The 26,903-nt window shown below is 37.3% G+C and carries 19 protein-coding genes; 6 read left to right on the top strand and 13 right to left on the bottom strand.

What is annotated here, in order from left to right:
• Positions 1–48 precede the first annotated feature (48 nt).
• The 3 genes from CYTFE_RS0118645 to CYTFE_RS0118635 form a co-directional block, all read right to left on the bottom strand.
• Positions 49–2,865: a M16 family metallopeptidase gene (locus tag CYTFE_RS0118645; RefSeq protein ID WP_161636260.1), complete on the bottom strand. Its 2,817-nt coding sequence runs from the start codon at positions 2,863–2,865 to the stop codon at positions 49–51.
• A 119-nt stretch (positions 2,866–2,984) separates the two neighbouring features.
• The gene (locus CYTFE_RS0118640; RefSeq protein WP_027473062.1) at positions 2,985–4,991 is read right to left on the bottom strand and encodes a protein-disulfide reductase DsbD family protein; all 2,007 of its coding nucleotides are present in this window, start codon (positions 4,989–4,991) and stop codon (positions 2,985–2,987) included.
• Between the two features lie 511 nt (positions 4,992–5,502).
• Entirely contained in the window at positions 5,503–5,694 is a 192-nt protein-coding gene (locus CYTFE_RS0118635) for a cold-shock protein (RefSeq protein WP_027473061.1), read from the bottom strand.
• 486 nt (positions 5,695–6,180) lie between these two features.
• Between CYTFE_RS0118635 and CYTFE_RS27190 the strand changes: the two genes are divergently transcribed.
• A complete protein-coding gene (locus CYTFE_RS27190) occupies positions 6,181–6,423 on the top strand; it encodes a Nif11-like leader peptide family natural product precursor (RefSeq protein WP_044213090.1) in 243 nt (80 codons plus the stop codon).
• A gap of 56 nt (positions 6,424–6,479) precedes the next feature.
• A complete protein-coding gene (locus CYTFE_RS0118625; protein WP_027473060.1) occupies positions 6,480–6,794 on the top strand; it encodes a hypothetical protein in 315 nt (104 codons plus the stop codon).
• A gap of 33 nt (positions 6,795–6,827) precedes the next feature.
• Here CYTFE_RS0118625 and CYTFE_RS0118620 read toward each other — a convergent pair whose 3' ends face one another.
• Positions 6,828–8,168: a deoxyguanosinetriphosphate triphosphohydrolase gene (locus CYTFE_RS0118620; protein ID WP_027473059.1), complete on the bottom strand. Its 1,341-nt coding sequence runs from the start codon at positions 8,166–8,168 to the stop codon at positions 6,828–6,830.
• 1 nt (position 8,169) lies between these two features.
• The gene (locus CYTFE_RS0118615) at positions 8,170–8,886 is read right to left on the bottom strand and encodes a M48 family metallopeptidase (RefSeq protein WP_044213088.1); all 717 of its coding nucleotides are present in this window, start codon (positions 8,884–8,886) and stop codon (positions 8,170–8,172) included.
• Between the two features lie 282 nt (positions 8,887–9,168).
• Here CYTFE_RS0118615 and CYTFE_RS0118610 point away from each other — a divergent pair, with 282 nt between their 5' ends.
• Positions 9,169–11,625 carry an FAD-dependent oxidoreductase gene (locus CYTFE_RS0118610; RefSeq protein ID WP_027473057.1) on the top strand — a complete coding sequence of 819 codons (2,457 nt, stop codon included), beginning with the start codon at positions 9,169–9,171 and terminating at the stop codon, positions 11,623–11,625.
• A 162-nt stretch (positions 11,626–11,787) separates the two neighbouring features.
• Here the strand turns inward: CYTFE_RS0118610 and CYTFE_RS0118605 are convergent, their stop codons facing one another.
• Positions 11,788–12,603 carry an alpha/beta fold hydrolase gene (locus CYTFE_RS0118605; protein ID WP_235208170.1) on the bottom strand — a complete coding sequence of 272 codons (816 nt, stop codon included), beginning with the start codon at positions 12,601–12,603 and terminating at the stop codon, positions 11,788–11,790.
• Positions 12,604–12,683: 80 nt separating this feature from the next.
• The gene (locus tag CYTFE_RS0118600) at positions 12,684–13,403 is read right to left on the bottom strand and encodes a pyridoxine 5'-phosphate synthase (RefSeq protein ID WP_027473055.1); all 720 of its coding nucleotides are present in this window, start codon (positions 13,401–13,403) and stop codon (positions 12,684–12,686) included.
• A gap of 177 nt (positions 13,404–13,580) precedes the next feature.
• Between CYTFE_RS0118600 and CYTFE_RS0118595 the strand changes: the two genes are divergently transcribed.
• The 3 genes from CYTFE_RS0118595 to CYTFE_RS0118585 all read left to right on the top strand — a co-directional run bounded on the left by CYTFE_RS0118595 (position 13,581) and on the right by CYTFE_RS0118585 (position 16,550).
• Entirely contained in the window at positions 13,581–14,246 is a 666-nt protein-coding gene (locus tag CYTFE_RS0118595) for a CBS domain-containing protein (RefSeq protein WP_027473054.1), read from the top strand.
• 214 nt (positions 14,247–14,460) lie between these two features.
• Positions 14,461–15,189: a DNA repair protein RecO gene (gene recO / locus CYTFE_RS0118590; protein ID WP_081736032.1), complete on the top strand. Its 729-nt coding sequence runs from the start codon at positions 14,461–14,463 to the stop codon at positions 15,187–15,189.
• A gap of 227 nt (positions 15,190–15,416) precedes the next feature.
• Positions 15,417–16,550 (top strand): aminotransferase class I/II-fold pyridoxal phosphate-dependent enzyme, encoded by a 1,134-nt coding sequence (locus CYTFE_RS0118585; RefSeq protein WP_027473052.1) that lies wholly within the window; start codon positions 15,417–15,419, stop codon positions 16,548–16,550.
• A 412-nt stretch (positions 16,551–16,962) separates the two neighbouring features.
• Here CYTFE_RS0118585 and CYTFE_RS0118580 read toward each other — a convergent pair whose 3' ends face one another.
• From CYTFE_RS0118580 to CYTFE_RS0118555, 6 genes are all read right to left on the bottom strand, one after another.
• Entirely contained in the window at positions 16,963–18,342 is a 1,380-nt protein-coding gene (locus tag CYTFE_RS0118580) for a TlpA family protein disulfide reductase (protein WP_027473051.1), read from the bottom strand.
• A gap of 110 nt (positions 18,343–18,452) precedes the next feature.
• Positions 18,453–19,355: a S1 family peptidase gene (locus CYTFE_RS0118575; protein ID WP_027473050.1), complete on the bottom strand. Its 903-nt coding sequence runs from the start codon at positions 19,353–19,355 to the stop codon at positions 18,453–18,455.
• 97 nt (positions 19,356–19,452) lie between these two features.
• A complete protein-coding gene (locus tag CYTFE_RS0118570) occupies positions 19,453–21,057 on the bottom strand; it encodes a hypothetical protein (protein ID WP_027473049.1) in 1,605 nt (534 codons plus the stop codon).
• Between the two features lie 11 nt (positions 21,058–21,068).
• Positions 21,069–21,833 (bottom strand): DUF4843 domain-containing protein, encoded by a 765-nt coding sequence (locus CYTFE_RS0118565; RefSeq protein WP_044262909.1) that lies wholly within the window; start codon positions 21,831–21,833, stop codon positions 21,069–21,071.
• 191 nt (positions 21,834–22,024) lie between these two features.
• Positions 22,025–23,455: a RagB/SusD family nutrient uptake outer membrane protein gene (locus CYTFE_RS0118560; protein ID WP_081736031.1), complete on the bottom strand. Its 1,431-nt coding sequence runs from the start codon at positions 23,453–23,455 to the stop codon at positions 22,025–22,027.
• 5 nt (positions 23,456–23,460) lie between these two features.
• Complete coding sequence (locus tag CYTFE_RS0118555) at positions 23,461–26,769, bottom strand: SusC/RagA family TonB-linked outer membrane protein (protein WP_044213095.1); 3,309 nt, start codon at positions 26,767–26,769, stop codon at positions 23,461–23,463.
• Between the last annotated feature and the right edge of the window lie 134 nt (positions 26,770–26,903).

Here is a 26,903-nt window from a genome sequence, read left to right as displayed (position 1 = left end):
TACACAATTCATAAAGAATAAACCTTTATCAATATTATCTTTCCCATTTTAGTTCGATGAAGCAGGAAGCATCACGGCCTCTACCGAATCATATCCCTTAAACAGCTTTTTGGCAAATTTCTGTACACCTTTGGCCGTGATATCATTTACAATTTTGTTATACTCTTCTGTATTCGTAATAGGCTCTTCATTCATTAAAGATAACTGAATAGCACTCAACCAAAAATTATTTTTAGCCACTGACTCTTCACGGCTTTTCACATAATTCTTTTTGATCTCATTCAGCTCATCAACCTGAATACCTTTTTTAACCATCGTCGTAATTTCATGCTTCATGATCCCGCTTAGCTTTTCACGTTTTAGCGGATCGCAATCAAAGTTCATTGTAATGGAAGCATGCTCATAATTACGTTTAGAAATAGATGGCCGAACACTAACACCATAACTACCACCTTCTTCCTCACGAATCGTCTCCAGATATCTCTTACTTAACAACTCCGCAATAACTCTTACGTACGTTCTAGTATGAAGGTTATACTTAACATCCTTATACATGGAAAAATAAACCGTGGCCTTAGGTACTTCCATCTCTCTTTTCACCTCTCTAAAACTTGCTCCTTTAGCAGGTTTCATATGATGATCCACCCAACTCTCTGTTCGTTTGGTAGATGAAAGATTTCCCACATATTTACATATCAAAGGCAAATCTTTATCCTTATCAATATTACCCACAAATATGAAAGTAAAATCACTGGCATCCTGGAAACGATCCTTATAAACATCCACAGCCGTATCGAAATCTATATTCTTTACAAACCTTTCTCCAAACAAAATACTTCGTGGATGATAGTTACTCGTAATCATCGCAATGGTATCTTTAAAAGCTTTACCATTATCTGTTTTTATATAGGCAAGTTTATTTTTCATACTCCCCAACATAGTCTCAAAGGATTCCTTTTCAAAGCGAGGATGTTCAAATTTAAGATAAAGCAATTGTAGCATAGTTTCAAAATCCTTGGGCGAAGCAGAACCATTAAATCCTTCCGTATTAGTACCCAGCGAAGCGCTAACCCGAGCTTTCTTACCTGTCAATTTTTTTTGCAACTGAATCGCATTAAAATTACCAAGGCCTGACATAGCAGCTACACTGGTAGCTATATTAGCTGATTCCAATTGATCTCGATCTAAAACAGACATTCCACCAAAACTATAAGCACTCAAGAGTATCTGATCTTTATTCAACTCAGTGGATAACACAAGCACCTTGGCACCATTCTCGAGGGTATACTGCATGATATTTCGTCCATCAACACTGGCCATACGTGAAGTATCCACTATTTTTTTCTCCTCCAGGTCATACGCTACCAAAGGACTATCATCGGTATCATCTTCATAAGCTATTAAATCCAATTGTTTAACCCTTTCTACTAGAGCTAACAATTCTTCTTTACCAGGATAAATAATTGTTTCTTTATCTGGGCCAGCAATAGAAATAACACTATTATTAACGTTCTCAAAATCATTAAACGAAGCGTACACCTCTTTCAGGCTAATAGCTGGTATGGTCTGATGCGCAAAATTCATTTCCCAATCCAGGGAAGGAAAAGGTGCTGCTTCCAAAAAGTGATCGCCCAATTGCTGTGCCCAGGTCTCGTTATCCACCTTCACATATTCATCTTTATAAGATTCATAGCTGCGCATCAACTGCGTCTTAACTCTTTTCAGCTCTGATGTATTAAATCCGAACCTACGTGCTCTCTCCAGTTCAGTTAAAACGAGCGAGAATGCTTCCTTGGCCTTATTTTCTTTAGGACTCACACTCAAGTATGAAGCTTCTTTGGTACGTGCCAGACTAAAATTACCCACACCCATATTTAAAGCAGGGCAATCCGGCTTTCGTGTCAGTTCCCGCAGGCGATTATTGAGCATCATACTAAACATACTCTGAGCAAGCTCCTTACGCATATAGCTTTCATCCCTTAACAGCACCGGATCTTTCCGAAAAATCCAATTCATACTTACCCCTTGCGCCTCCTTATCCTTGGCCACTACAAAACCCAATTCATCCGAATCCGGCACTGGATAATACAACCGTTCCGCTGCATTTTTCTTAGCAGGTATCTTTGAAAAAAGAGCAATTACTTTCTGCTCAATCTTCTCTGCATCCACATCACCAACCACAACCACCGCCTGCAAATCAGGACGATACCACTTGTGATAATAGTCCCTTAACTCCTGATGTTTAAAATGATCGATAATATCCAACGAACCAATCACATCACGTTTGGCATATTGAGAGTGATTATACAGGAAAGGAGAACTTTGTTTCATAAGCCTGAAACGTGAATTTCGTCGGGTTCTCCACTCTTCATGGATGACACCACGCTCTGCTTCAATTTCTTCTCCTTCGAGCAATAAACCTCCCGACCAATCGTGAAGTACTAAGAGAGCAGAATCGAGCAGACTTTCACGTGTAGCAGGAATATTACTCAAATTATAAACTGTTTCGTCTTGTGCTGTATACGCATTAATATCACGTCCAAACTTAATGCCATTGGCTTCCAGGTAATTAAGCATCGACTTACCTGGGTAATGCTCCAAACCTTGAAATGCCATATGTTCCAAAAAGTGAGCCAGCCCATTTTGCGAATCTTTTTCCAGAATACCACCCACATTTTGAACAAAATATAAACTGACTCTGTCCTTCGGCTCCTCATTATGCATGATATAATAGGTCATCCCATTGGAAAGCTTACCATATTTAACTCTTGCATCCAGCGGAATAGTCGTTGTATTTTGTGCTTCCACCGATATAGTAACAAGCTGCATCACAGCTATCAGACATAATATTATTACGCTTCTCATTTTCATTTTTTTAGTAAATCCTCTATTCAAACTCTCTCAGGAATGCATATGACCTATACAAACAAAAGAAGACCTGTACTAGGACTTATAGAAGGCCTATCCATATAGGTCAATATAAATTATCTGTTCTTAAAATTCTTTTTCCCTTCCTCAAGGAATTGCACAAAACTGCTTACATCCAAATCATAAGCTCTGGGTGTAACCAAATCCTTTCCATCCGTATCTAACAAACAATAATAAGGTTGCGCATTCACCTGATAACGGGTGATCTGAAAATCGGCATTTTGTTTTCCCAGTGTTTTCTTCACCTTACCGTCATATTCAGAGGTATACCAAGCGTCTTCGGGAAGTTCAGTCTTATCGTCCACATACAAAGCCAGTATAATATAATCCTCACGCAAAATTTTCAACACGGCAGGATCAGCCCATACATTGGCCTCCATCTCACGACAATTAACACAACCATGGCCGGTAAAATCCACAAAAACAGGTTTATTTAGTTTTTTAGCGGCTGCCATCCCTTCCTCATAATCAAAGTAACCCTTCAATCCATGGGGCAAATGTAAAAGATCGGAATATTTTGCCGTATGCGAATCGGTTGTCATGTGGCCACCAGAACCTGCATTATCACGGATAATTTGATTTAAATCAAAATCATGGGTCGACTGTGGAGGTATATATCCAGAAAGAGCTTTTAATGGAGCCCCGAACATACCTGGTATCATATAAACCACAAAAGAGAAGGTTACCAATGCCAACATCAAACGAGGAACACTAATAAAAGGAAGATCACTATCGTGCGAGAATTTCAATTTTCCTAAGAAGTAAAAACCCAAAAGAGTAAAGGTGACAATCCATATGGCCAGGTACACCTCTCTATCTAGAATACCCCAATGATAAGTCTGGTCAGCGATACTCAAAAACTTAAGTCCCAATGCCACTTCTATAAATCCCAACACCACCTTAACAGAATTGAGCCAACCACCCGACTTAGGCATATTACTTAACCATGAAGGAAAAATAGCAAAGAGAGTAAAAGGCAAGGCAAAAGCTATGGAAAAACCTAGCATACCTACAATAGGCATTAACACTTCACCACCAGCCGAAGCCACCAATATAGCCCCAACAATAGGGCCTGTACATGAAAAGGACACCAACACCAAAGTAAAGGCCATAAAGAAAGCGCCCGCTAAACCTCCTTTATCTTCGTTGGCAACACTCTTATTCACAATCCAATTAGGCATTGTGATTTCGAACATACCAAAGAAAGAAGCAGCAAAGATCATGAAAATCAAGAAGAACATGATATTTGGAAACCAGTGCGTACTTAAAAAGTTAGCAAAGTTAGCACCCAAAGTGATAGCAACAACAGTACCTATAACAGTATAAATACCAATGATTGAAAATCCATAGAAGAAAGCATTAAATTTTGCTTTTGCTTTATTTTCGTCGCTATGCATAAAGAAACTAACGGTCATGGGAATCATTGGAAAAACACAGGGGGTAAATATAGCCGCCAAACCACTCAAAAAGGATATAAAAAACAATCCCCATAAAGAATCTTTGGTAGCACCAGAGGCCGACGAAGAGGAGCTGGCTCCCTTTTCTAGAGCAGTTGTATCTTGCTTTGGATTGGCTGAAACAACATCCGCCGACTCACCGATACTCAAGTCAAACTCATCATCACCCATCACGCACATTCCTGTTTCATCAGAACAGCTCTGGAACTCAAAAGTACCAGTTACCTTCAAAGGCAGCTTTTTGATTAGAATAGTCTGCCTCATTTCTGCATGATCCTGAAAATAGCTCACTTCGCCTTCCCATATTTCATCATACTCCTTGTGGGCATTCATGGGTTTTACCTCACCAATACGCTCATAAGACTCATTCTCTTCGAACGCAAACGAAATTAGAAGAGGCCCCAATTCCGGATCGAAATCATTAGAGTAGGTATGCCATGTTTTCTCAATCTCGGCCTTAAAAACCACATCAATTTCATCTCCTACTTTGACATCCTTTTCAGATAATTCTACGGTCCATTTGGCCGGTTCCTGAATCTGTCCAAAGGAGACCATCTGGAAAATCATTACCAACATTATGGCAATCAGTGCAAATTTATTTCTCATCACATTATCTTTTTTTACAGTTCACCCCATCATAATTCATTATAAGGACAACTAAATTATCATATTACATTTTCAAACAATTATTCAACGAATTGCTAATTTAATATTAAAAATAAAATTCTGATATAAGACTCTTTATATATAAGACAACTAAAAGTGCAAGTAGGGTGAATAAACGCAATTAAAATCACAACAAATCAATCATTTTATTTATGATACCCTATCATTTACACCCCCAATTACACTTATAGCCACATTAAACTAGTCATAATAACCGTTTTTTTATTTTGCTAAGTAATAAAATACTATGGGTATAATAGGTTAACGCCAAGTTAAATAATAAAACACACGGTCTGAATGAAGGATAATACACTATGAAGCCATTACAATTTAGCACTGATAGCATACCCATTTAAGTGTTTAAACCCTAAAAAAAAAGCCCCACTAAATTAGCGGGGCTTGGATACTGCGTTCATTACATTTAAATATTAACTCTATATTTTCTATATCGTTATGCCAATTTAACGTCTACCGCATTTAATCCTTTTTTACCTTCTTTAAGCTCGAAAGTTACTTCGTCGTCTTCTTTGATATCGTCAATAAGACCTGTTACATGAACGAAATATTCGTTGTCTGATTCGTTGTCTTTAATAAACCCAAAACCTTTAGATTCATTGAAAAATTTTACTTTTCCTTCTTTCATAATAAATTGTAAATAAATAAACTAATATTACAAATGTATCATTTAATGTTGGATATCAACAAATAATTTCGAAAAAATAGGACTTCCTTATATTAAATTTAAGTAAACTTCGAACCTTCTATATATCAGTTTAGTAAAACAGCATTCATTTTACCCATACTACTTTCTATGATGGAGCATTACTGTTTAAAAATACCGGACTGTTTGATTCAGAATTTTATTTCCGCATTGAAAATTAGGGAATAGTTATTGCTTCATATATGACAAAGCAATCTAAATCTAGCTACAAACGAGGCATAACAAGCGTTATGCTTCAATAAAAGAAATACAAAATGGTAATATCAACAGTTAAAAATTACATTTATGTAGCAATTCACCTGCTTCATTCATGAAGCAGGTGAATAAAAATCTAAAAAGCAAAGCGAAAAGCCATTTAAATTCGTAATAAATCGTTGATAAAGAGGTCAGATAAAAATAGGAGGTACTATGTCAATTCAGAACGCAAAAAAATTCATTGAACTCGTTAAGGACAACACAGCCTTTCGAAAAGAGATGTATAAAGTGAATGGTCTTGAAGGACTGAACAAATTTTTAAGAGAAAAAGAACTTACCTTTTCCGAAGATGAATTTGAGGAGGCCTACAGTTTGATGATGTTTAAATGTCAATTGGCTGAAGAACATGATGAACTAGAAAACACGGTCAACCTCATCAAGTTGGTAGTGGTGTAAGATAACTTATGCAAGGTTAAAAACAATACATGAATAAAATATTAAAAAGATAAATTATGAAATTACAATACAGACCTTTAGGATACGTAATGGAAATATTAGAATCCATTGGATTCGCAGTATCATACAGTTATGATGATCTTGTTTTTGTAGAAAACAATTCCATTTTGGTTAAATTTAACGACGAAGATGAAAAAATGCTTTACTTGTATTTCAACAAAGATATAGATGCCGATGCGGCCTACGAAATAGAAAAAACAATCATGGAAGCCGGATTAGATAAAGGCTATTCTTTTATTAATTCAGGGAAATATTGGGTACGTGAAAAAGAAGCCGGCAAAGAAGAATTGGAAATAATATTTTTGAATTAAAAAAACAAAAACACAACTATCTCACACCCAACATTAAAATCGTTTATCAGCCAAGCCTATTCCATTTATTTTTCGGTACAAATCAAGTGCGTACACATCGGTCATCCCGCTAATATAGTCGAGCACAGACTGCAATTTAAGGTATGCACTGGCAGATTCGTCCACGTGGTACTGCTCAGGAATAAAGCGCAATAACATTTTTGAATACTTATCATCGGGGTTCAAAACTGCCTTGGAAAATTCGTGCAATAAGGATCCCAATATTTTAAACCCAGACAACTCTATCTCAACAACAGATTGATGTCCATATATATCACTAAAAGATATCTTTGAACAGCGCTCCGCAGCTTCCTTTGTTTTACCTTCTAAATGATCAATTAAGCTACCTTGAAAAGCACCTTTCATGATAGCGTCATAATGCGTTTTAAAAATCCTGGTACAATATCCCACCAGCTTACCAATAACAGAGGCTCTGATCAAAGAAATCTGCTCATTGATATCCGTCACCTCGGCACATACTTCGTTAATTCTCTTTCGTGTATCATTATCCTCCTCTTCGCTCAAATATGCCATCAAAATATTTTTCGTTTCCTGGGTATCAAGTATCCTAAGCTTATGGGCATCCTCCACATCCATTACTTGATAACAAATATCATCAGCCGCTTCCACCAAATATACCAATGGGTGGCGACAATAAATACCAGGCTCCATCTCCTTTAACCCAAGTTCCTTTACCACCCTCATAAACATCTCTTTCTCCGACTGAAAAAAGCCATACTTCTTTTTATTTTTCAACCCTGACGCATAAGGATATTTTAATATGGAAGCCACTGAAGAATATGTGAGTCCAAAACCACCATTACGCCTGCCTTTAAAAGAATGAGTGAGGATGCGGAAAGCATTGGCATTTCCCTCAAACTCAATCAAATCATTCCACTCCGCATCAGAAATACAATACATATCCTTCAGTTTTCGACCTGCCCCCATGACAAAATATTGAGAAAGAGCAGATTCACCCGAATGTCCAAATGGAGGATTACCCATATCATGCGCCAAGCAAGCAGTGCCTACTATACTTCCTATTTCATGGATCAGACTATTATGGAGCTTTTTCTCACCCAACAGAAACTCAGCAATATTATGTCCCAGCGATCGACCTACACTGGCCACTTCTAAACTATGCGTCAACCGGTTATGTACAAAAACGCTTCCAGGCAAAGGAAATACCTGTGTTTTATCCTGTAACCTACGAAACGGAGATGAAAAAATTAAACGATCATAATCTCTTTGAAATTGAGTACGTTGATGCTGAATAGTATATACACGATCTTCTTGCCCCGTGCGTTTTGTTGATAATAATTGATTCCAGTTCATGTTAATAAATTACGGTACGATATTCCTTCATCTCCTTATCTAGCATTTTGGCACGGCCGCCTGTTACCTTATCCATTAAAGCCCAAAAGCCTTTACCATGATTTTTTTCAACGGTGTGACAAAGCTCATGCAACAACACACTATCAATTAAGTGATGCGGTAAACGCATCAAGTGAAGATTCAGGTTAATGTTATTTACGTGAGAACAACTCCCCCAACGACTCTTTAAATTTTTAATAAAAACCCTATTATACAAAAAACCGTGCTGTTGCGCCAATTGATAAAGTCGTTTAGGTAAATAATTCTTGGCCGACAAACGCAAGGCTTCCTCTATTGCATAACGTATACTATCCTGTATCGAAGCCGACTTAACATTCATTGTCTCAGGATATTCCACCAACAAAATACCATTCTTCAACTGCATTCTCACCCGCGACAACTTGGATTTACGAATACATAAAGTAAATGAATGGGTCACAAAATGGGTGCTCTCATCAAATATGGTCAAGTCATTTTCCTTTTCCTTTACTTTGACCAAATTTTTCAAAATCCACGATTTATTGGCCTCCACAAAACCAAGAGCCTCCTTAGGATGCATATCAACTGGTACAACAACCTTAACGGGTTCAAATGGTTTTAGTTTAATAGACAGTCGCTTTGCCCTTTTGCTTGCCTGAAACAGAACCGGCCCTACACCTTTTATGTCTATTAATTCCATGCACACAAAATAAGCGAAATATCAACGAATTCCCAATTAAAACAATGAGGTATTGATTTACGAAACAAAACATGTTCAAGAACATACATATACATATTTTTAGATATTCCAATATCCATATATTTGCATTCGTAAAGAGCAATACACAGACACCAGATCAAACGGATGAGAATGTTTGATCTTATCTTAAAAAACAAAACAAATTTGAAACAACCATGTAACTTCAATCAGTGATTTTATTTGGAAGTTCTATCTGACCATTGAAAAAATAAATATAAACAGATGAAATACTTAATTGTAGGAGGAGTTGCCGGAGGCGCCACCACGGCAGCCCGCTTAAGAAGAGTTGACGAACATGCCGAAATCATAATGTTTGAAAAAGGACCACATATTTCATATGCAAATTGTGGTTTACCATACTATATCGGCGGCGTCATAAAAGAACGCGAAAAACTACTCGTTCAAACTCCTGAATCATTTGGTACTCGTTTTAACATTGACATTAGAATACATTCTTTAGTAAGCGCTATTCACCCAGACAAAAAAGAGATAATAGTTCAGTCCTTAAAAACAGGAGAAACATATACCGAAAGCTATGACAAACTAGTGTTATCTCCGGGAGCACTCCCAGTTAAACCACCCATACCAGGTATTAATCTACCCAATATTTTTACCTTACGCAACGTACCGGATACAGATAAAATAAAAGCATTCGTAGACGATAAAGCACCACGATCTGCCGTAGTGGTAGGAGCAGGCTTTATAGGTCTGGAAATGGCAGAAAACCTGCACCATCGCGGCGTAAACGTTTCGGTGGTAGAGGCTTCTGAACAGGTGATGAACATGATGGACAGCGAGGTCGCTGCCCCTTTGCATCATCATTTTAAAGAAAAAGAAGTGGCTCTGTTTCTGAAGGACGCCGTTAAAGAATTTAAACAACAAGCTAACAGCATTGAAGTAATTCTTTCCAGCGGACGCATTATTCGAGCTGACTTCATTATCCTTTCTATAGGCGTTAAACCAGACACATCGTTAGCCAAAGCGGCCGGATTAAAAATAGGAGAAACGGGAGGTGTTTGGGTAGATGAATACCTACAGACCTCAGTTCAAGATATTTATGCCGTAGGCGATAGCATTGAATTCCCCCACCCCATCACGCACAAACCAGCCATTGCATTTTTGGCAGGACCAGCAAACCGCCAAGGGAGAATTTTGGCAGACAACATAGTATATGGACACCATAGAAAATACAAAGGTTCTATTGGAACTGCCATTGCAAAGGTTTTTGATATGACAGCCGGAATCACCGGAATGACTCACCGAGGACTAAAAGCACTGGGCATCAAACATGATTGTACCATTGTACATGCGGGCTCCCATGCAGGCTATTACCCAGGCTCCACTCAAATGATGCTTAAAATTAGTTTTGACCCTGAATCAGGCAAGCTGTATGGTGGGCAGGTAATCGGTTACAAAGGCGTGGACAAAAGGCTCGACTTATTAGCAACTGTAATTAAAAACAACGGAACCATATACGATTTACAAGAAATAGAACATGCCTATGCACCACCGTTTAGTTCTGCAAAAGACCCTGTTAACCAAGCCGGCTACAATGCTGAAAATATTATAAAAGGTTTATTTAAACCCCTTTCACCATTTCACTTCCACAAAAGAGTCAAACAGGATGTTTTTGTGTTGGATGTTCGCACATCAGAAGAATATGTCATTGATGCCATCGAAGATGCTGTTAACATTGAGCTAGATAAGCTACGTGCTAATCTGGATTCAATTCCTCGCGACAAGAAGATTATGATTTATTGTGGTGTAGGACTCCGTGGTTATGTGGCAGCCAGAATCCTAAAGCAAAATGGATTTGATGAAGTATACAATCTTTCGGGAGGACTAAAAGTATACAATCAAACCATGGCAGAACAATCAAACCCCATCTATTTCACCTCCCATGAAGAAACGAACGACGCTGCAAAGACAGTGATACCCCCTATCAACATCAAGGCTATGGCCGTTGATGCTTGTGGTTTACAATGTCCGGGTCCTGTGTTAAAATTAAAAGAAAGCATCGACTCCATAGCATATGGAGAGCGTTTAGAAGTAAAAGCCACCGATCCAGGCTTTTACAATGATGTTGCCTCATGGTGTAAAGTCACCGGCCACCAACTGGTAAAGAGGGAAAATAACGCAGGTGAAATCACAGCCGTTATAGAAAAAACCAAGGAAGACCCCAAAAAGAGTGCCCATTCAACAAAGCGGAACGACCACAAAACCATGGTTGTGTTCAGCGACGATATGGACAGGGCGCTGGCTTCTTTTGTTATTGCGAATGGTGCTGCCAGCATGGGTAAGAAAGTAACTATGTTTTTTACCTTCTGGGGCCTTAACGTTATAAAAGACGCCCATAGACCCAGAGTAAAAAAAGATATGATGGGCAGTATGTTTGATAAGATGATGCCAGGTCACGCCGGCAAACTTAAGCTCTCCAATATGAACATGGCTGGGATGGGGCGTCGCATGATGAAACTGCGCATGAAAGACAAGAATGTGGATGCACTTGAAACCATGATACAACAAGCCCAAAAAAGTGGCATTCAAATGATAGCTTGCCAGATGAGTATGGATATCATGGGGGTTCAAAAAGAAGAGCTCATTGAAGGTGTCACCATAGGAGGCGTGGCCAATTATCTGGAAGAAGCAGAGCAATCAAATTTGAATCTATTTATTTAATTAACCCTACCAGTTGCAAAGAATACCTTTGCACAATAAAATAGCAAAGTAAAAAACAATATGAAACCCGAAAAATGCATTAAAGGATAATCCTGCTGCATTTTTCGGATTCAATACGTAATAAATACGCAAATTTTAATATGAAGCAATAGTAGCAACCCGCTAACTATCCAAAAAGTACTTTACTGTTTTTATAAATATATCAGGTTGTTCAGCATGAAGCCAATGCCCTGCATCAGGAATATCAGCCAATTGGGCCGAAGGGAAATATTTACGTACTTGCTGCATATCCTCATCTTGAACATAAGGCGATTGAGCACCACGAATCAATATAACCGCCTTTTCAGCAGGAAACTCCTCTGCTGCATCAAATTCATCCAGTCCATCCATTATCTTAGTCAGATTATCAGAAATAGCTTTTATATTCAGCTTCCAATACAATTGTTTATCGTCTGCTCTCCCAATATTTTTAAGCAAAAAAGAACGAACCATATTATTGGGAATCTTATCTTTTAAGGCCTTATCCACCGAACTACGCGAATGGTGTTGTGATGGATCAATGGAGAGCAGAGCGTCCACAATTGCTCTGTGGTCATTGGTAATTTGCGCATAATTACTAAAGCCTCCGTACGACTTAGGTGCAATATCTAAGATCACCAACTTCTCCACCAAATTCGGATTCTGCAAGGCAAAAGCCATGGCGGTTTTTCCTCCCATGGAATGCCCCATAACAATTGCTTTATCCAGATTTTGCTGTAGCATAAAATGCTTGATATCATCCGCCATCAAGGTATAACTCATTTCATCACAATGAGGTGATTGTCCGTGATTACGTTGATCAATAATAAATATCCGGAACTCATCTCCCAACAACCTGGCTATGGTAAGCCAGTTATCAGATGATCCATAAAGTCCATGGATAATAATAAGGTTTCTACTTCCCTGTCCTAACTCCCTAAAGAATAATTGCATCATCATATCATTCAAAAAAAACGGTTACTTTTTTGCATCACACAAACAAACAACCGTTTCTATATATTTTACAACTAAAGTAAGATCTACATCCTTACTAACTGCTGTTTGTAAAGTTTAATCGTTTTCTCGAATCCCATGTACAACGCATCACAAATAAGTGCATGCCCTATGGAAACCTCAGCCAGGAAAGGAATCCTCTCAGAGAAAAATCTCAAGTTTTCTAGGCTTAAGTCGTGACCTGCGTTAATTTTCAGACCAGCCTTTTTAGCCATTTCAGCAGCAGCAACAAAAGGAGCAATAGCAGCCTCTCTGTCTTTGGCATACATAGCCGCATAAGGCTCGGTATATAACTCTACCCGATCGGCATTTGTTTTAGCAGCATTGTTTATATTATCCAAATCAGTATCTATGAATATGGAAGTACGAATACCTACTTCACTAAATTCAGCAATCACATCCTGCAAAAAAGAACGATGCTTAATCGTATCCCAACCCGAATTAGAGGTTAGCGCTTCAGGAGGATCAGGTACCAAAGTAACTTGATTAGGCTTCACTTTTTTTACCAAATCAATAAACTCAGTAGAAGGATATCCTTCGATATTAAATTCCGTCTTTATAATAGGTTTAATATCAATCACATCCTGATAACGAATATGTCTTTCATCGGGACGTGGATGAACAGTAACACCCTCTGCACCATAATCCTGAACATCAATAGCCGCTTTCAGCACATTGGGTTGATCACCACCTCTTGAGTTCCGTAAGGTGGCTACCTTGTTAATATTTACACTTAACTTTGTCATCTCTATTTTGTTTTGTCATCATCCACAGGGCATTAGTCTAAAAATCATAAATAAACTAATCATTCACTTGATTGTTTCAATATATGCGACTAAATTTAGTCCTGAGTCTTATAAAAAAAGGAGAAATCAACTATCTCTCCTTGGGACAAAGTTAAGAGTATTTCTTGAAAGTATTGTATGTTAGCAAAAGATTTGATATCAGATATAGTTCCCGCATTACGAACCTCAGATTCCGGCCTGAATGCCTTGAACTGGATGGAGGTTTTTAGGGTATCGCACCTTCCCATCGTCAATAACAAAGAGCTACTGGGCCTAGTGACAGATACAGATATCTATGACATCAACAAGCCTGAAGAACCGCTGGGAAACCTCCCTTTATCTTTGACGGCTCCCTTTGTTACGCAAGACCAACACATATACGCTGTTATCGAAGTAGCTTCTAGACTTCAGCTAACTGTGGTTCCTGTATTATCCGACAAAAATGAATACCTCGGCTTGATTACACAAACCGACTTATTGAAAAATTTTGCCGATTTAATTGCAGTTCATACCCCTGGTGGAATTGTAGAAATAGATGTGCCCTCCTACGATTATTCAATATCAGAAATAGCCAGAATCATCGAAGATTCCGATACCAAAGTGCTAAGTTTCTACTTGAACCAAAACAAGGCAAGCGACACATTAAAGATTACAATTAAACTAAACAGAGAAGATATAACTCCAGTACTTAGAGCCTTCGACCGATATGACTACACCGTAAGTGCCTCTTACTCGGAACACAATACTGTAGATGAAGTAACGAAGAAAAATTACGATGCCCTAATTAGATACCTAAACATTTAATTACCGCTTGCTTTTGGCTCAATGAATGAGCCACGTCTACTATCTGCCCAGTCATGGTGATTGCTATTGGGAAGTGGAGCTAGATAACGAAGCAACCACAGATTAAAACAAAATTTTGATAAATGATACACTACATTCACCTAACAAAAGTCTGCAGGCAAAAAGCAACATTAACTGACAATAAAATTTGTACTTTTGCACAAAACAAGCATCCATGATTGAGTCAACTAGAGGAATCGTTCTAAACTACACTAGATATGCCGAATCGAGCATTATATCACACATCTACACCCAGAAATTAGGACTTCAGTCATACATGATTAATCAAGTTAGAAGTCGAAAAAAAAAAGACAAACATGTTTTTTTACAAGCGCTCTCCCTGTTGGATTTAGAAGTATATCATTCCGAAAAAAAAACCATACACCGCATAAAAGATTTCAAAGTAAACACCCCATTTACCCAGATTCCATTTGAACCCGTCAGACGCAGTCTGGCTTTCTTCCTTGCAGAGGTTCTTAACAAAGCCTTAAAACAAGAGGACAAAAGAGATGCCAACTTATTTACCTTCCTACATCAATCCATATCTATGCTGGACAGTCATTTACCTGGTGTTCAAAATTTTCACTTATTTTTATTGTTTCGCTTAACACGGCCTTTGGGTTTTTTTCCTTCCATGGACAGTAACGAAGCGCTTCCATACTTTAACCTAAAAACAGGCACATTTCAACAAAGCGAACCTGCACACCCCCATTACATGAACCATTCAGAGACATCGATTCTACGCCAGCTTAGTGAAATTAGAATTGAAGAATTAGATTCACTACAAATAAGCCAGGATGATAGAACAAAGTTTATCGAAAAAATGTTGGAATATTACCAACTTCACCTTTCCGGCTTTTCAAATATTAAATCACTCAAAGTACTCAAGGAATTGTACCGGTAATAGAATAAAATACGCAGTTGGCGGAATATTAAAGCTATTCTGCCCATTAGAAACTCTTTATAGCAAAAACTTTTGTAAATTGCTTTTTGCCATGATCATTATAAAAGCTATACTAACAGCATGATTTACGCGATAAAAATAAGGCTATCACCACATTAGGTCGTTAAAAAACATTTTAACACCCTAAAATCAACCACCAAACATATTACAGGAATGATTTAATTGCTATGACTATACACAATACAAATAACCTCACATCGCCTATGGCAATGGTGGAATATGCACGAGAAAATTCATTATTGAATCTGGCTGAGAGTCACTCCTTGGTCAAATGCAGTACAGAATTAGAACAATTACTACTTACCAAAATACTGCAGAATGCCAACATACCTTCCCCCAGATATGGCTTATTAGACTTGCGAGCCTCTATCGCAGCCAAGACTGCTAAGTTATACGACTATAGCTATGACCCAGAGACAGAGGTCACCATAACAAGCGGAGTTAAACAAAGTATTTTTGCCTCAGTAATGGCCTTATTAAAGGAGGGAGATGAGGTTTTGGTTTTTGAACCAGCCCACAGAAGCTACGAGCAAGCAATTGAGACAACAGGAGCACGTGCTATTTATGTTACACTACGCTCACCCGATTTTCATGTAGAATGGGAGGAAGTACAGAAATTAATATCTACTCAAACACGTATGATTATTATTAACTCTCCACATTTCCCTACCGGCTCCACCATGTCAGAACTGGACATGATTCGCCTTCAGAAAATACTCAACGGAACCAACATTGTTGTTTTAAGTGATGAATCCTTTGAACATATGGTATTTGATGGTGAGATGCACCAGAGCATAGCGCTTTATCCACTATTACGAGAGCGCAGCATTATTGTATCATCCTTTGATGAAACGCTCCATATTCCCAATTGGCATGTGGGCTATTGCATGGCTTCGGCCAAACTGACCAAAGAGATACGTAAGATGATTGATATCATTGGCGAAGGCATTCAATTACCATATCAGATGGCCATTGCAGAATGGATGAAGCAACAAAATAATTTCAGTCAGCTAGCTATTTTCCATCAAAGGAAAAGAGACCTGTTTCTCTCCTGCATCAAAGACTCTAAGATCAAAGCCATACCCAGCAAAGGAACCTATTTTCAATTGATAAGTTTTGAGCCTTCATTAGAAAAAAATGACATCGATATTGCCATCAAGTTAATTCACGAGCAGGATATTGCTACCATGCCCATCAGTTTCTATTACCACGAAAAAAGCAAAAAAAAGTTTTTACAAATAAACCTATCAGTGAGCGACGAACAAATATTAGATGCTGCAGCTAGGTTAAAAAGCATGTAAACCTTCCTTATGGCGTAACTCATATTTTTCGAGTTAAAAATAAAGGATGCAGCCTCAAGAGATAATTCATTTACAATAGTAAGCTTCGTAGGCAATAAAAAATCCCCAGCATAATACCACTGGGGAGTCCTTTTTAAAAATACACAATACTTATTTAAACCGAAATAATGCATTAGCACTTAGTAACAAGAGTTAAAAATGCAATCTTTCAAGTAGTCTTTTAAATAAGACATAGCAAGGCTATGATAAGTTAAAACAAGCCACAAAGATCGTTTTACACAGTGAAAGATGATTAATTTAGCCTAATTCCTTGTGAACTTTAAAAGAAAATTATAAACATATCAAACAAGATAGCTAGCAAGTTGGTAGGCAGCTATCTTGTCTCTTGCATTCTTCAGACTAAACCATAATTTTACAAATTCAACTCACTAAAAAGCTCCATCAACTTAGGGTTGGAAGGCCTTGGGGCATTTGAGGCTACAATATTACCATTGGGATCTATTAAAATAAACCTTGGAATACTATTTATTTCATAACTGGCAATAAATTCCGACCCCCAATCCTTATCAGCACGCAATTGAATACCGGCCAATTCTTTGTTTATCACTAACTTCCTCCAGGCCTCATTCTTTTTCTCTACGTCTATGGAAATACTTACAAATTCAATATTTCTACCATGGTATTGTTTTTCAACTTTTTTAAGAAAAGGAACCTCCGCCAGACATGGTCCACACCAGGTTGCCCAAACATCAATGTATACATATTTTCCTTTAAGATCACCTAACGATGTTGTTCCTCCAGCATGATTGATATAACCAGTGAAAACAGGTGAAGGCTGCCCTTTCGCAAGTTTTTTTAAGGCTTTATACTTTTCTGTTATACTTTCATTATTACGAGTTGATGTAGAAACAGAAACAAATGCCTTATAATACTGATCTAAACTATCCACACGTCCAATATCATATTTAGCTGCTGCCATTAATAAATCGTTTTTTATATAATCACTAGCAATATTTCCAAATATCTTCAATTTAGCGAAGTGTATATCAAGCCCCTCCTTTTCTGCTAATTCGTCGGCTTTCTTCCCGAAGTGTTCTGATATTAGTTTGCCATAAGACCCTCTTTGTTTATAGTCTTTTTCATTTGAATAATCCACTCCTTCAAACAGCTTATCAAAATCATTTGAAACTTTAAAACTAGCATCTTTAGTGTACAATCGGTGTCGACTTTCGTATTGAATAAGAGTTAAAAGATTGTAATAATACAACTCCTTACGTTCCATTTCCGAAAATTCTTTCGGAATATTCGGAAAACTATCCAAATAACTTTGATAACTCTCATTAAGCATGCTCTGTTTAGCAATAAATTCAGATTCTTTAAGAGACATAAATTCAGCATAATCGCCTCTCATACGAATGATACGGGCAATTTTTGTCAATAAATAATTAGAAGCATCAGGATTAGTTCCTGTTAACTTTGCAGTGTTTCTAAAATCTTTAGCAACAGCTGTCAGGTTATACTCTTCTCCAGCAATCAGATAAAGCTCTGCACTATTTCTACCATCTGTAAAAACATACCGTCCCGTTCCAAAGGTAATGGTGTCACAGAAGAAAGAGCCATCCTCTTGTAAGCTAACAGAGATTCTTCCTGGACTTGATCTTTTTACCAGCCTAAATTCTTTTTCAGGCGCATCTTCAATAGATCCGGTAAGTAGGATATAGTCTTTTTTTGTGGACAACTGACAAGACGCTAGTATCAACGTCGAAAGCAATAGAATTACAATATTTTTCATTTTTTAAAAATTAGCGAAACTTCACTAACCAGCGCAAATCTCAATTATTCACTTGTGTGTCTAATTATTTGCACTGCCACCTCTGTTTCATGTGTATATATAATTTAATTTTAAAAACACTCATTGGCATATAACTTCTTTACACCCTCAATAGGTATGGCAATTTTCACAACCATCTGCAAGCTTTTCCCACTGCTATCATAGTTGGCCCTCGTTGCGGATACAACACCTACCACTTTTCCTTCTGAATTAAATATAGGAGCACCACTTGAGCCCACAGCAAATTCGGCCGAAATACTAAACCTTGGCGCATCATGGCTTTCGAAATGTCTTGTAACATATCCTTTTGTGTAAGTATAAAACTGTCTTTGGGGATGACTTACCACACTTACCTCCTCACCAGTCTTTATATCCGAACCCAATGACAAAGGGGTCAATTTTGTTTCACTTGTATTTACCCGAAAGATCGCTACGTCATTTTCTTTATTTGCAGCCATAACTTCCTCCACAGGAAAAACATTACCCTCGATATCCATCACAAAAACAGCCATATAAGAGTTCTTGTCCATTGATGACGGAGAAAATACATGATGATTCGTTACGCATAGTCCATCCTTACTGATAACGAATGCAGATGCAGTCATCAAATGAATATTTGGACAGGTAGCACATTTACAAAGCTTTCCAATAATTAATGTGCCTTTTCTTTGTGATTCATAACTAAGGGTTTCTCTGTTACTTTGCAATTTATCTAATTCTATCTTGCAGCGCACATTAGATATTTGCTCATTTAATACTGAAAAAGGAACACAATTTCCGCCATGATATAATTCTTCTGCTTTTTCATAAAAAAAAGATTGAATTTTTAAATCATCAACCAACTGTGAGACTGGAGCTATAGGTTCCTCTTCAACTTGAGACAAATCACTATTAATTCCCTGACTGTATATGAAACTGCAAAGTAAAGCTAAGACAAAACCAACACAGATTATTTTTTCAACATAAAATTTCATAAACTCCTTGTTTAAAATTATTTAAATCTGTCAAATCAAACACATCCTCCCACTATTCGTACACATAACTTCTATTAAAGCGCAATTAATAGCGCAATTAATAGCGCAATTCAATAGCTGTAATTTTTCCAAATCCTCCGTATGTATGCACATATTTATCTTCAGCTATACCACCAGCACCTCCATACTGAATTGGTAAAGTACGAATAAAGCCCTCTGTACCATTGTAGGATGCAACAGTAATAACATTTCCAATTGAACTGTTCCACTTCGGAACCATTTGGCCTTCATCATTCTCATACTCCGACCACGTTGTTATTCCAGGTACTTTAAGATGAATTTTGATATGAGTAATGCTTTCTCCTACAGGAAGAGAATAGCTCACTTTTGCAGTAGGAGCATCCACATTTAAAATGACTACGCGCAACTCATTATCTACGGCATAATAAAACTCATCATAACTTTCAGAGAAAGCAAAAGCAGTCGCTCGATCCAAGTCAGGACAATTAGACAGATCAAAAATATAATCACCCGAAATTTCACGTGACGTATTAGTTGCCAGTCGATAAATGGAAAATGCATTTGTGCTGCTTGACTTCATCAACATTAACACATTATAAGAATCCCTCAAACCTCCTGCAACAAATACTAAATCTTCGGGTAATTCTCTAGGGTTAAAAGCCCAATCATCTGTTTCTAAAGGTGCTGTACATTCCTTTACAGTCCCAGTCGTTCCAACAAAAACAAACTGATTATTCATTACATCGTGGCATACCAAAGGTCCACCAAAATAATAAAGACTATTCCAGCGTGACATATATCCGTTATAAATTTCATATTTATAGGTTGCCTCATCTATATATTCAAATTTAGCTCCTGCAGATGCGGATTGAACATGAACAACTCCATTATTAATTATATAGCCATAGGCAGCATAATAGTTAAATATCTTTTGAGGATTAAAGACCGCTGGGGCATAGTAAAAATAGTCTGTATTTTTGCTATCTTCCATAGCAAGTGTAGTATTATTCATTCCGAACAACGTTTCTCCTTCAACAACAGCATAGAATGTTTTATGATTGGTACTATTACAGAATGATAGTTTACTAACCAAACCGTCTAGTTTCTGTCCGTTTACTTCACTAATAATATTTCGATGTATAATATCTTGGTCTGTTTCTTCAAATGAATCATTATAAGCTTTGGTCATCAAAAGATTTATATCAGAAGAAACACCCCCATCCTCAGTATGTGCTATTAACATACCTCGTCCCAATGCACTTAAGACATTTACCTCCCAATCAAAAGTTTGTGTAAATCCCACTTCTTTGTGGGTAACCCTTAAAACAATAGTATATGGATTTGAAGCAGGCAATACCATATCTAAAACCGTAGATAAAAGGCGCTCTGTTCCTATAACTGAAGTTACCGTATCATAACGGCCGGCCTGCAAAAGAATTCTCCACTCATACATATAATCATCATATGCCGATTCTTCCAAAAGGACCGTATCCTCACCCTGTACGGTTAAAAACTGAGGCTCATAATTAAATTGCTCATTAAAAACACTTGACTCAGAAGGCTCCTCATAAATAATAAGGTCAGGATACCTAACCTTGGCATATTCACTTAGATCTTCGTTACAGGATACAACTACAAAAGCAAGAAGTACGATAATCAAATATATATTATTATTTCTCATTGTGTCTTTGTTTAATCAAATTGATAATATGTACCTACAATTACTGGCAAGCCTACTGCTGGTCCATCATCATGCAGCAAAACATCAGGAGCGATGGACTCATTATATTTTCTTAATTCGGCGGTAATCTTTGTTTTAAAAGCTGCCGATTCAGCAGAGCTCCATTTCTCATTATTATTATACCCTGGAACAGCCCACGGATATGGGATTTCCGTTTCTCCGGTCACATCAATAATAAATTGATAATAGGCAGTACTATAAGTACCTAGATAATATTTTGTCTTCCAGAGTCCACGACCTGTCAATAAATTCCAATCAATAGGAGGCGTTAAATTATTAGTTAACAATAAGTCGTGATCTGTTTCCGTGGCAACACCAACGGTAAAATAATCATTATCGCGAACTCTAAAATAAACACGAACATCATCATCAGGTTTGTTTACTTTCACTTTTAAATACCCCGTAAATTCATTAGGTAACACTTCAGATGAAACAATCGTGTAATCTGCCCCATCCCCTTCAATGGCTGTTGTACTATCCTGCACAACTTCAAAGGCAACCGTTCTAACATAATCGACATCCATCCCATTTATATAGAACGGGATATTCACGGTATCACTCTCATTTCCTGTCTTTGCAAAGGAATGCTGAGTTAGAGTACCACTAAAATTAACCATGGCTCTTTCTTCTTCATACATTTGTGTACTTATCTTTTCACAGGCTGCAATCAGCATTATTGCGAAAAAAAGAAGTAATAAATATTTTATCTTTTTCATATGTTTATAATTTGTTTCTTAATGGTCATATGGAACTCGCCGTGATAATCATTCACCTGTGTGAGAGATCACTCTCATGACTCGTTGCATATGTTTAAAAATTAGCGAAACTTGATTAATCGGTACAAATTTTAATTACAGTTGTGTATATCCAGTTCGAAAAATAAAAAGGTATATACACCTACCCCAGTCTATATCTCCTGGATCCTTCCAAATTCAAACTCGATATCTGGGTAAGGAAGCACATACTTTACATCATCCATCTCGTATACAGGTTGTCCCGCCTGTCTTGGAAAATATGGCAATCCCTTTCGCTTATAAAAATAGAAGAGTTGTCCTTCCTGTATAAATTCTTTACGATATTCATTCAGAATAGCAGTTTCTACCTCTTCTTGAGTACCAGTTTCTGAGATATAATACGCAGGCATAATATTCCTTTTCTCTTTCAAAAAATTCAGATACTCAATGGCTTTCGTCAAATCCTGTGTTTCACCATTGGATACATAACACTCAATAGCAATCAGATAAACCTCAGCAATCTTAAGCATTGGAATCATATATTCAGAAGGACTGTCATTATCTACATCAATTTGAAGCTTTGTGGTAAGCCACTCCTCATCGGTTACAAAAGTATGTTGCTTAACATATCGTCTATCCGAAAGTCCCTCTCCTTCCCCTGCCTCATCCATATTGTAAATATCTCTCACAAAATCGCCTGTTTGAACTAACTGATTATAATTAACCGTTCCATTTATATGTGATTCATAAGAAAGTTCCATATAATCAAACAGTTTTGTCACGTTTAGATGAAACAGGTGTTCTCCTGTAAAAAGTGCGCCGGCGGCATCATCAGCCCAACCTCCATTTATAACTGGCAGCAACTTCTCTACCACTTCTAATGCCTCAGCTTTTTTACCTTGCCATAGAAAAACCCTTGCCTGAAGAGCTAAAACAGCCCTGTGACAAATATGGGTTTGGACAATAATCTCTGCATTCAAATAGTTCAGAGCCTCTTCAATATCCTTCTCGAGCAATTGAAAGGTTTTGCTATAACTCTCTTGTACAGCTATTTCATTTGAGTGAGAGCTAACATATGGTATGGTTTTCCGCTCCCACAATTCAGGTCTGTTTTCAAGGTTCCCATGTCCAAATAACCTCAACAAATCAAAATGACATAATGCCCGCAATGCCAAAGCCTCTCCTTTGGTTGCATTATAAACCGCAGTATCTAAAACGCCACCATATTTATCCATTGACTCAAGTAACAAGTTTATTTCTGAAATAGTATTATATTGGTTTAGCCATATTGAACTAATACTACTTACTGAGTAGCTGTTTTGATAATCATAATTCTGTAGTTCCTCCAAAGTTCCTCCTGAAACATCATATTGATGCGCCCAAAACTCTAACAAATACCAGCTTAGGTTCTGACCATACGTTCTTGAATCTGACAATCCGATATAAATACCATTTAAAGCATCTTCGAACCCCTGCTCTGTTTCAAATAATTCTGAAGCTTCAACTTCTGCCTTAGGACTCACATCCAACCAATCTTCACACGAGAGGCTGATAGTCGAAATAAGTATCGAAATAAAATATATAATATGCTTTTTCATCATCATTGGTTTTAAAAAGTGGCTCTTAAAGAGAGAGAAATAGTACGGGCAAATGGATAGCTGGTACCTCTCTCTATTTGAATACTAGAAAATGTATAGATATCATTCATATACGCTGATAGTTTCAGGTCGTGCATACCAATTTCTCTCACTAATTTTCTCTTAAATTCGTAGTACACAGTAGCAGATGAGATAGTTAATTCATTTCTTGCCTGAACAAATCGGCTTGTAGGATTAGTCTTAGGATTAGTAACCCAAGCATTTATATCTTGATCATAATAACTTCCTAAAATCTTATATGGAGCATTTTGTCCGGGAGTTGTCCATCTCCCATCAAATACTCGCTTATCAACATTATATTCCGTATCAATATTCTCCACCTTATTCACCAAAGTAGAATTATACATTTCAGAACCACCAAGAAAGCGGGCTGTAAAACTAAACCCAAAACCTTTATACTCACCGTTAACTCCAATATTTCCTCGGTATTTTGGAAGACTATTACCTACAACAACCTGATCTAAAGCATCCCAATCATATGTTATAGTACCATCCTGCTTTACATAAATTTCGCGCCCTGTTGCAGGATCGATACCCAAGGAAGGAACTGCCCATATGGATGTCATCGATCCTCCCTCCACGTACTTTACCACCGGTTTTCCATAATTTAACTGACTGGCAAGTTCATCTTGTGTTTTATTAAACTCCTTCATAGCATCAGACAATCCAAGAATAGTATTGGTATTGGTTACTCCTGAAAAAGTCAAATTCAAAAAGCCATTTTTACTTCGCATCACTTGCCAATTCAATGCCAGTTCAAAACCCTCATTCTTTACTTTTCCAATATTCTCTAAAACAGTTGAATAACCAGTTGAATATGGTATAGATAAGCTGGTAATCAAATTTTCAGTGATCGACTGATAATAATCAAAAGCCAATGATAAACGAGCAATTCTCATATCAACACCTACATTGAAATCAAGTTTTGTCTGCCATTTTAGATTTTCATTGGCCAAGCTTTTCACGTATGAGCCTAACTCTCCATCATAGGTACGATCCAGATAGTAACTATAAGTTGACAAGGATTGGTAACTATCAAAATTCTGATTTCCGGTGGTGCCGATTGAAGATCTAATTTTCAGTTGCTTTAGCCATGTTGAATTTTCCAGAAAGGTCTCCCTATGCATGTTCCACCCCAGTCCAAGACTATAAAAAGTACCCCATCTATTATCGGCTCCGAACAATGAAGAACCACTTTGACGAATGGTTACATCAGACAAAAAGCGATTATCATAAGCATAACCAAATACAGCAAGTAAACCAACATCTCTTACATTACTCTCCCTTCCATATGGTGTTTTACCCTCTGCATACTGTAATGCAAAAGTAATATCATTCATCCGATCACTGGGAAATCCTTCTGCATAATTAACAACTTCATTATTCACCTTTGAACTTAGATTAAAACCAATATTCGACATAAAAAAATGCTTCTCATTAAAGACCTTAGAATATTGTAAGTTCATATCTCCAGCTAAATTAAATAAGCTACCATTATTTAATTGATAAGAACCTTTTCTTGCATAATCCACCTCGGAATAATCATCAAATTTAGTATGGTTAGCAGGGTAAAACTGGTGTGCTTCGCTGTTTTTTTTCGTGACTCCTATACGCGTTGTTAGCCTTAAGCCTTCGGCCATCGTCCATTCAACATATAAGTTATTTCTAAATTCGAAATAAGAATCCTTCAAAGTTGTATTAATGGTAGCATTGTATAACGGGTTACTATAATCGTCACCTGTTGCTATAGATCCATCCTCATTATAAGCGGCCCAGTAAGGATTCATTTTAGCATACTCACTAAAACTGCCATAGGGGGAATCCTCACTATTATTAGCATTTACCGACATAATATTTCTGAACATTAAACTTTTATGTCGATAATCAACACTAAGAGAGCCCGCAATATTCTGCCTACCGGATTCTTTCATAACACCTTTCACATCATTATAAGATAGGTTAGCCATGATCTTGGTCTTCTGTTCTCCTACTTCCACAGATATGGCGTGTTTAGTTCCAATACCCACCTGAGTTGGTGCTGCCAACCAATAAGTATCATCTCCTTCGAGCGCACTTTTCATGCGCTCATTGTATAAGGCTTCTTTTGTAAGTAATCCTCCTATTTGAGAGTGCTCATAATCACCTGCCAATTTTTCAACTGTCAATTTTTCAACCGCATTGGTCAAGTTATAAGATGTTAAATCTGGTGCTTGAATATTCACATTACCCGAGTAAGTGGCTCTTATGGTACCTGTTTCTGGTCTTTTCGTTTCAATAACCACAACTCCATTGGCAGCTTTTGATCCGTAAATAGCTTTCGCCGCAGCATCCTTAAATACAGTAATACTACTCACTCGTTCCATATCTAAGTCAAAAATCGTTGTCGTATTCGATTCAAAGCCATCCAAAATAAACAACGGTTGATTGGGAGAATCTTGATAATCTCCACGTAAATCACCAGATTCATCACCAGGAAAAGTAGAGGTTCCTCTTAATTGTATTTCCGGCATTTTGTTAGGGTCAGAACCAAGGTCAAAATCAGATGCTATATTTAAAGAAGGATCTAAGTTCTTTATACTTTCAAAAACATTCGAATTGGCAACCCTTTGTAAATTATCAGACTTAACAGTTACCACCGCTCCAGTGAAACTTTCGGCATGCCGATTAAAAATACCAGTAACAACCACCTCGTCTACTTCACTAACTTCCGTTTCCATCTGCACGTTTATCACAGTACGACCATCAACTTCAATGGTCTGTTTGTGGAAACCGATAAAGGTAAACTCCAGTGCAACATTTAAATGAGGAACGCTTAATTCGTAGGTGCCATCTCCCTGCGATATAGTACCAGTACTATATCTTACACAAACAACATTAACACCGGGTACAGGATCCCCGTTTTCATCACTAACTTTTCCTTTGATAATAAACCTTTTAGCTAGTTGAATCTTTGCATTTGATTCTAATTCTTTTTTAATTAAAATAACATTGTTTTTAATTGAAAAAGAATATCCTTCCGGATACAATATCTCCTCCAAAACTTCCTCCACCAATCTGTTCTTAGCATTCAGATCAATACCTACAACTTGCTCCAAATCCGTCCCATTATATAAAAAACCCAATTGTGTTTGTTCCTCAATGGCTGCAATACAATCCTTAAGCGTTACGTCTACAAGCTGTAAATTAACTGTTTTCTGACTGAGTACAGAAGCAGATACCTGCAAACTTAAAAACATCATTATAACAACCTGGATCTTCATAATCAACATCTTTTGTTTCCTGCTTAAAGCAAAACAGGATGTTTTTTCACACTTTTTTTTCATACTTTTGTAATGATTAGAGATTAATATACAATCTCCCCTTGAGACTGTAGGAAAGTACCAGTTTTCTACAG

This window comes from Saccharicrinis fermentans DSM 9555 = JCM 21142 (assembly GCF_000517085.1).
Taxonomy (GTDB): Bacteria; Bacteroidota; Bacteroidia; order Bacteroidales; family Marinilabiliaceae; genus Saccharicrinis; species Saccharicrinis fermentans.
This window is presented reverse-complemented; position numbering and strand designations above follow the sequence as displayed.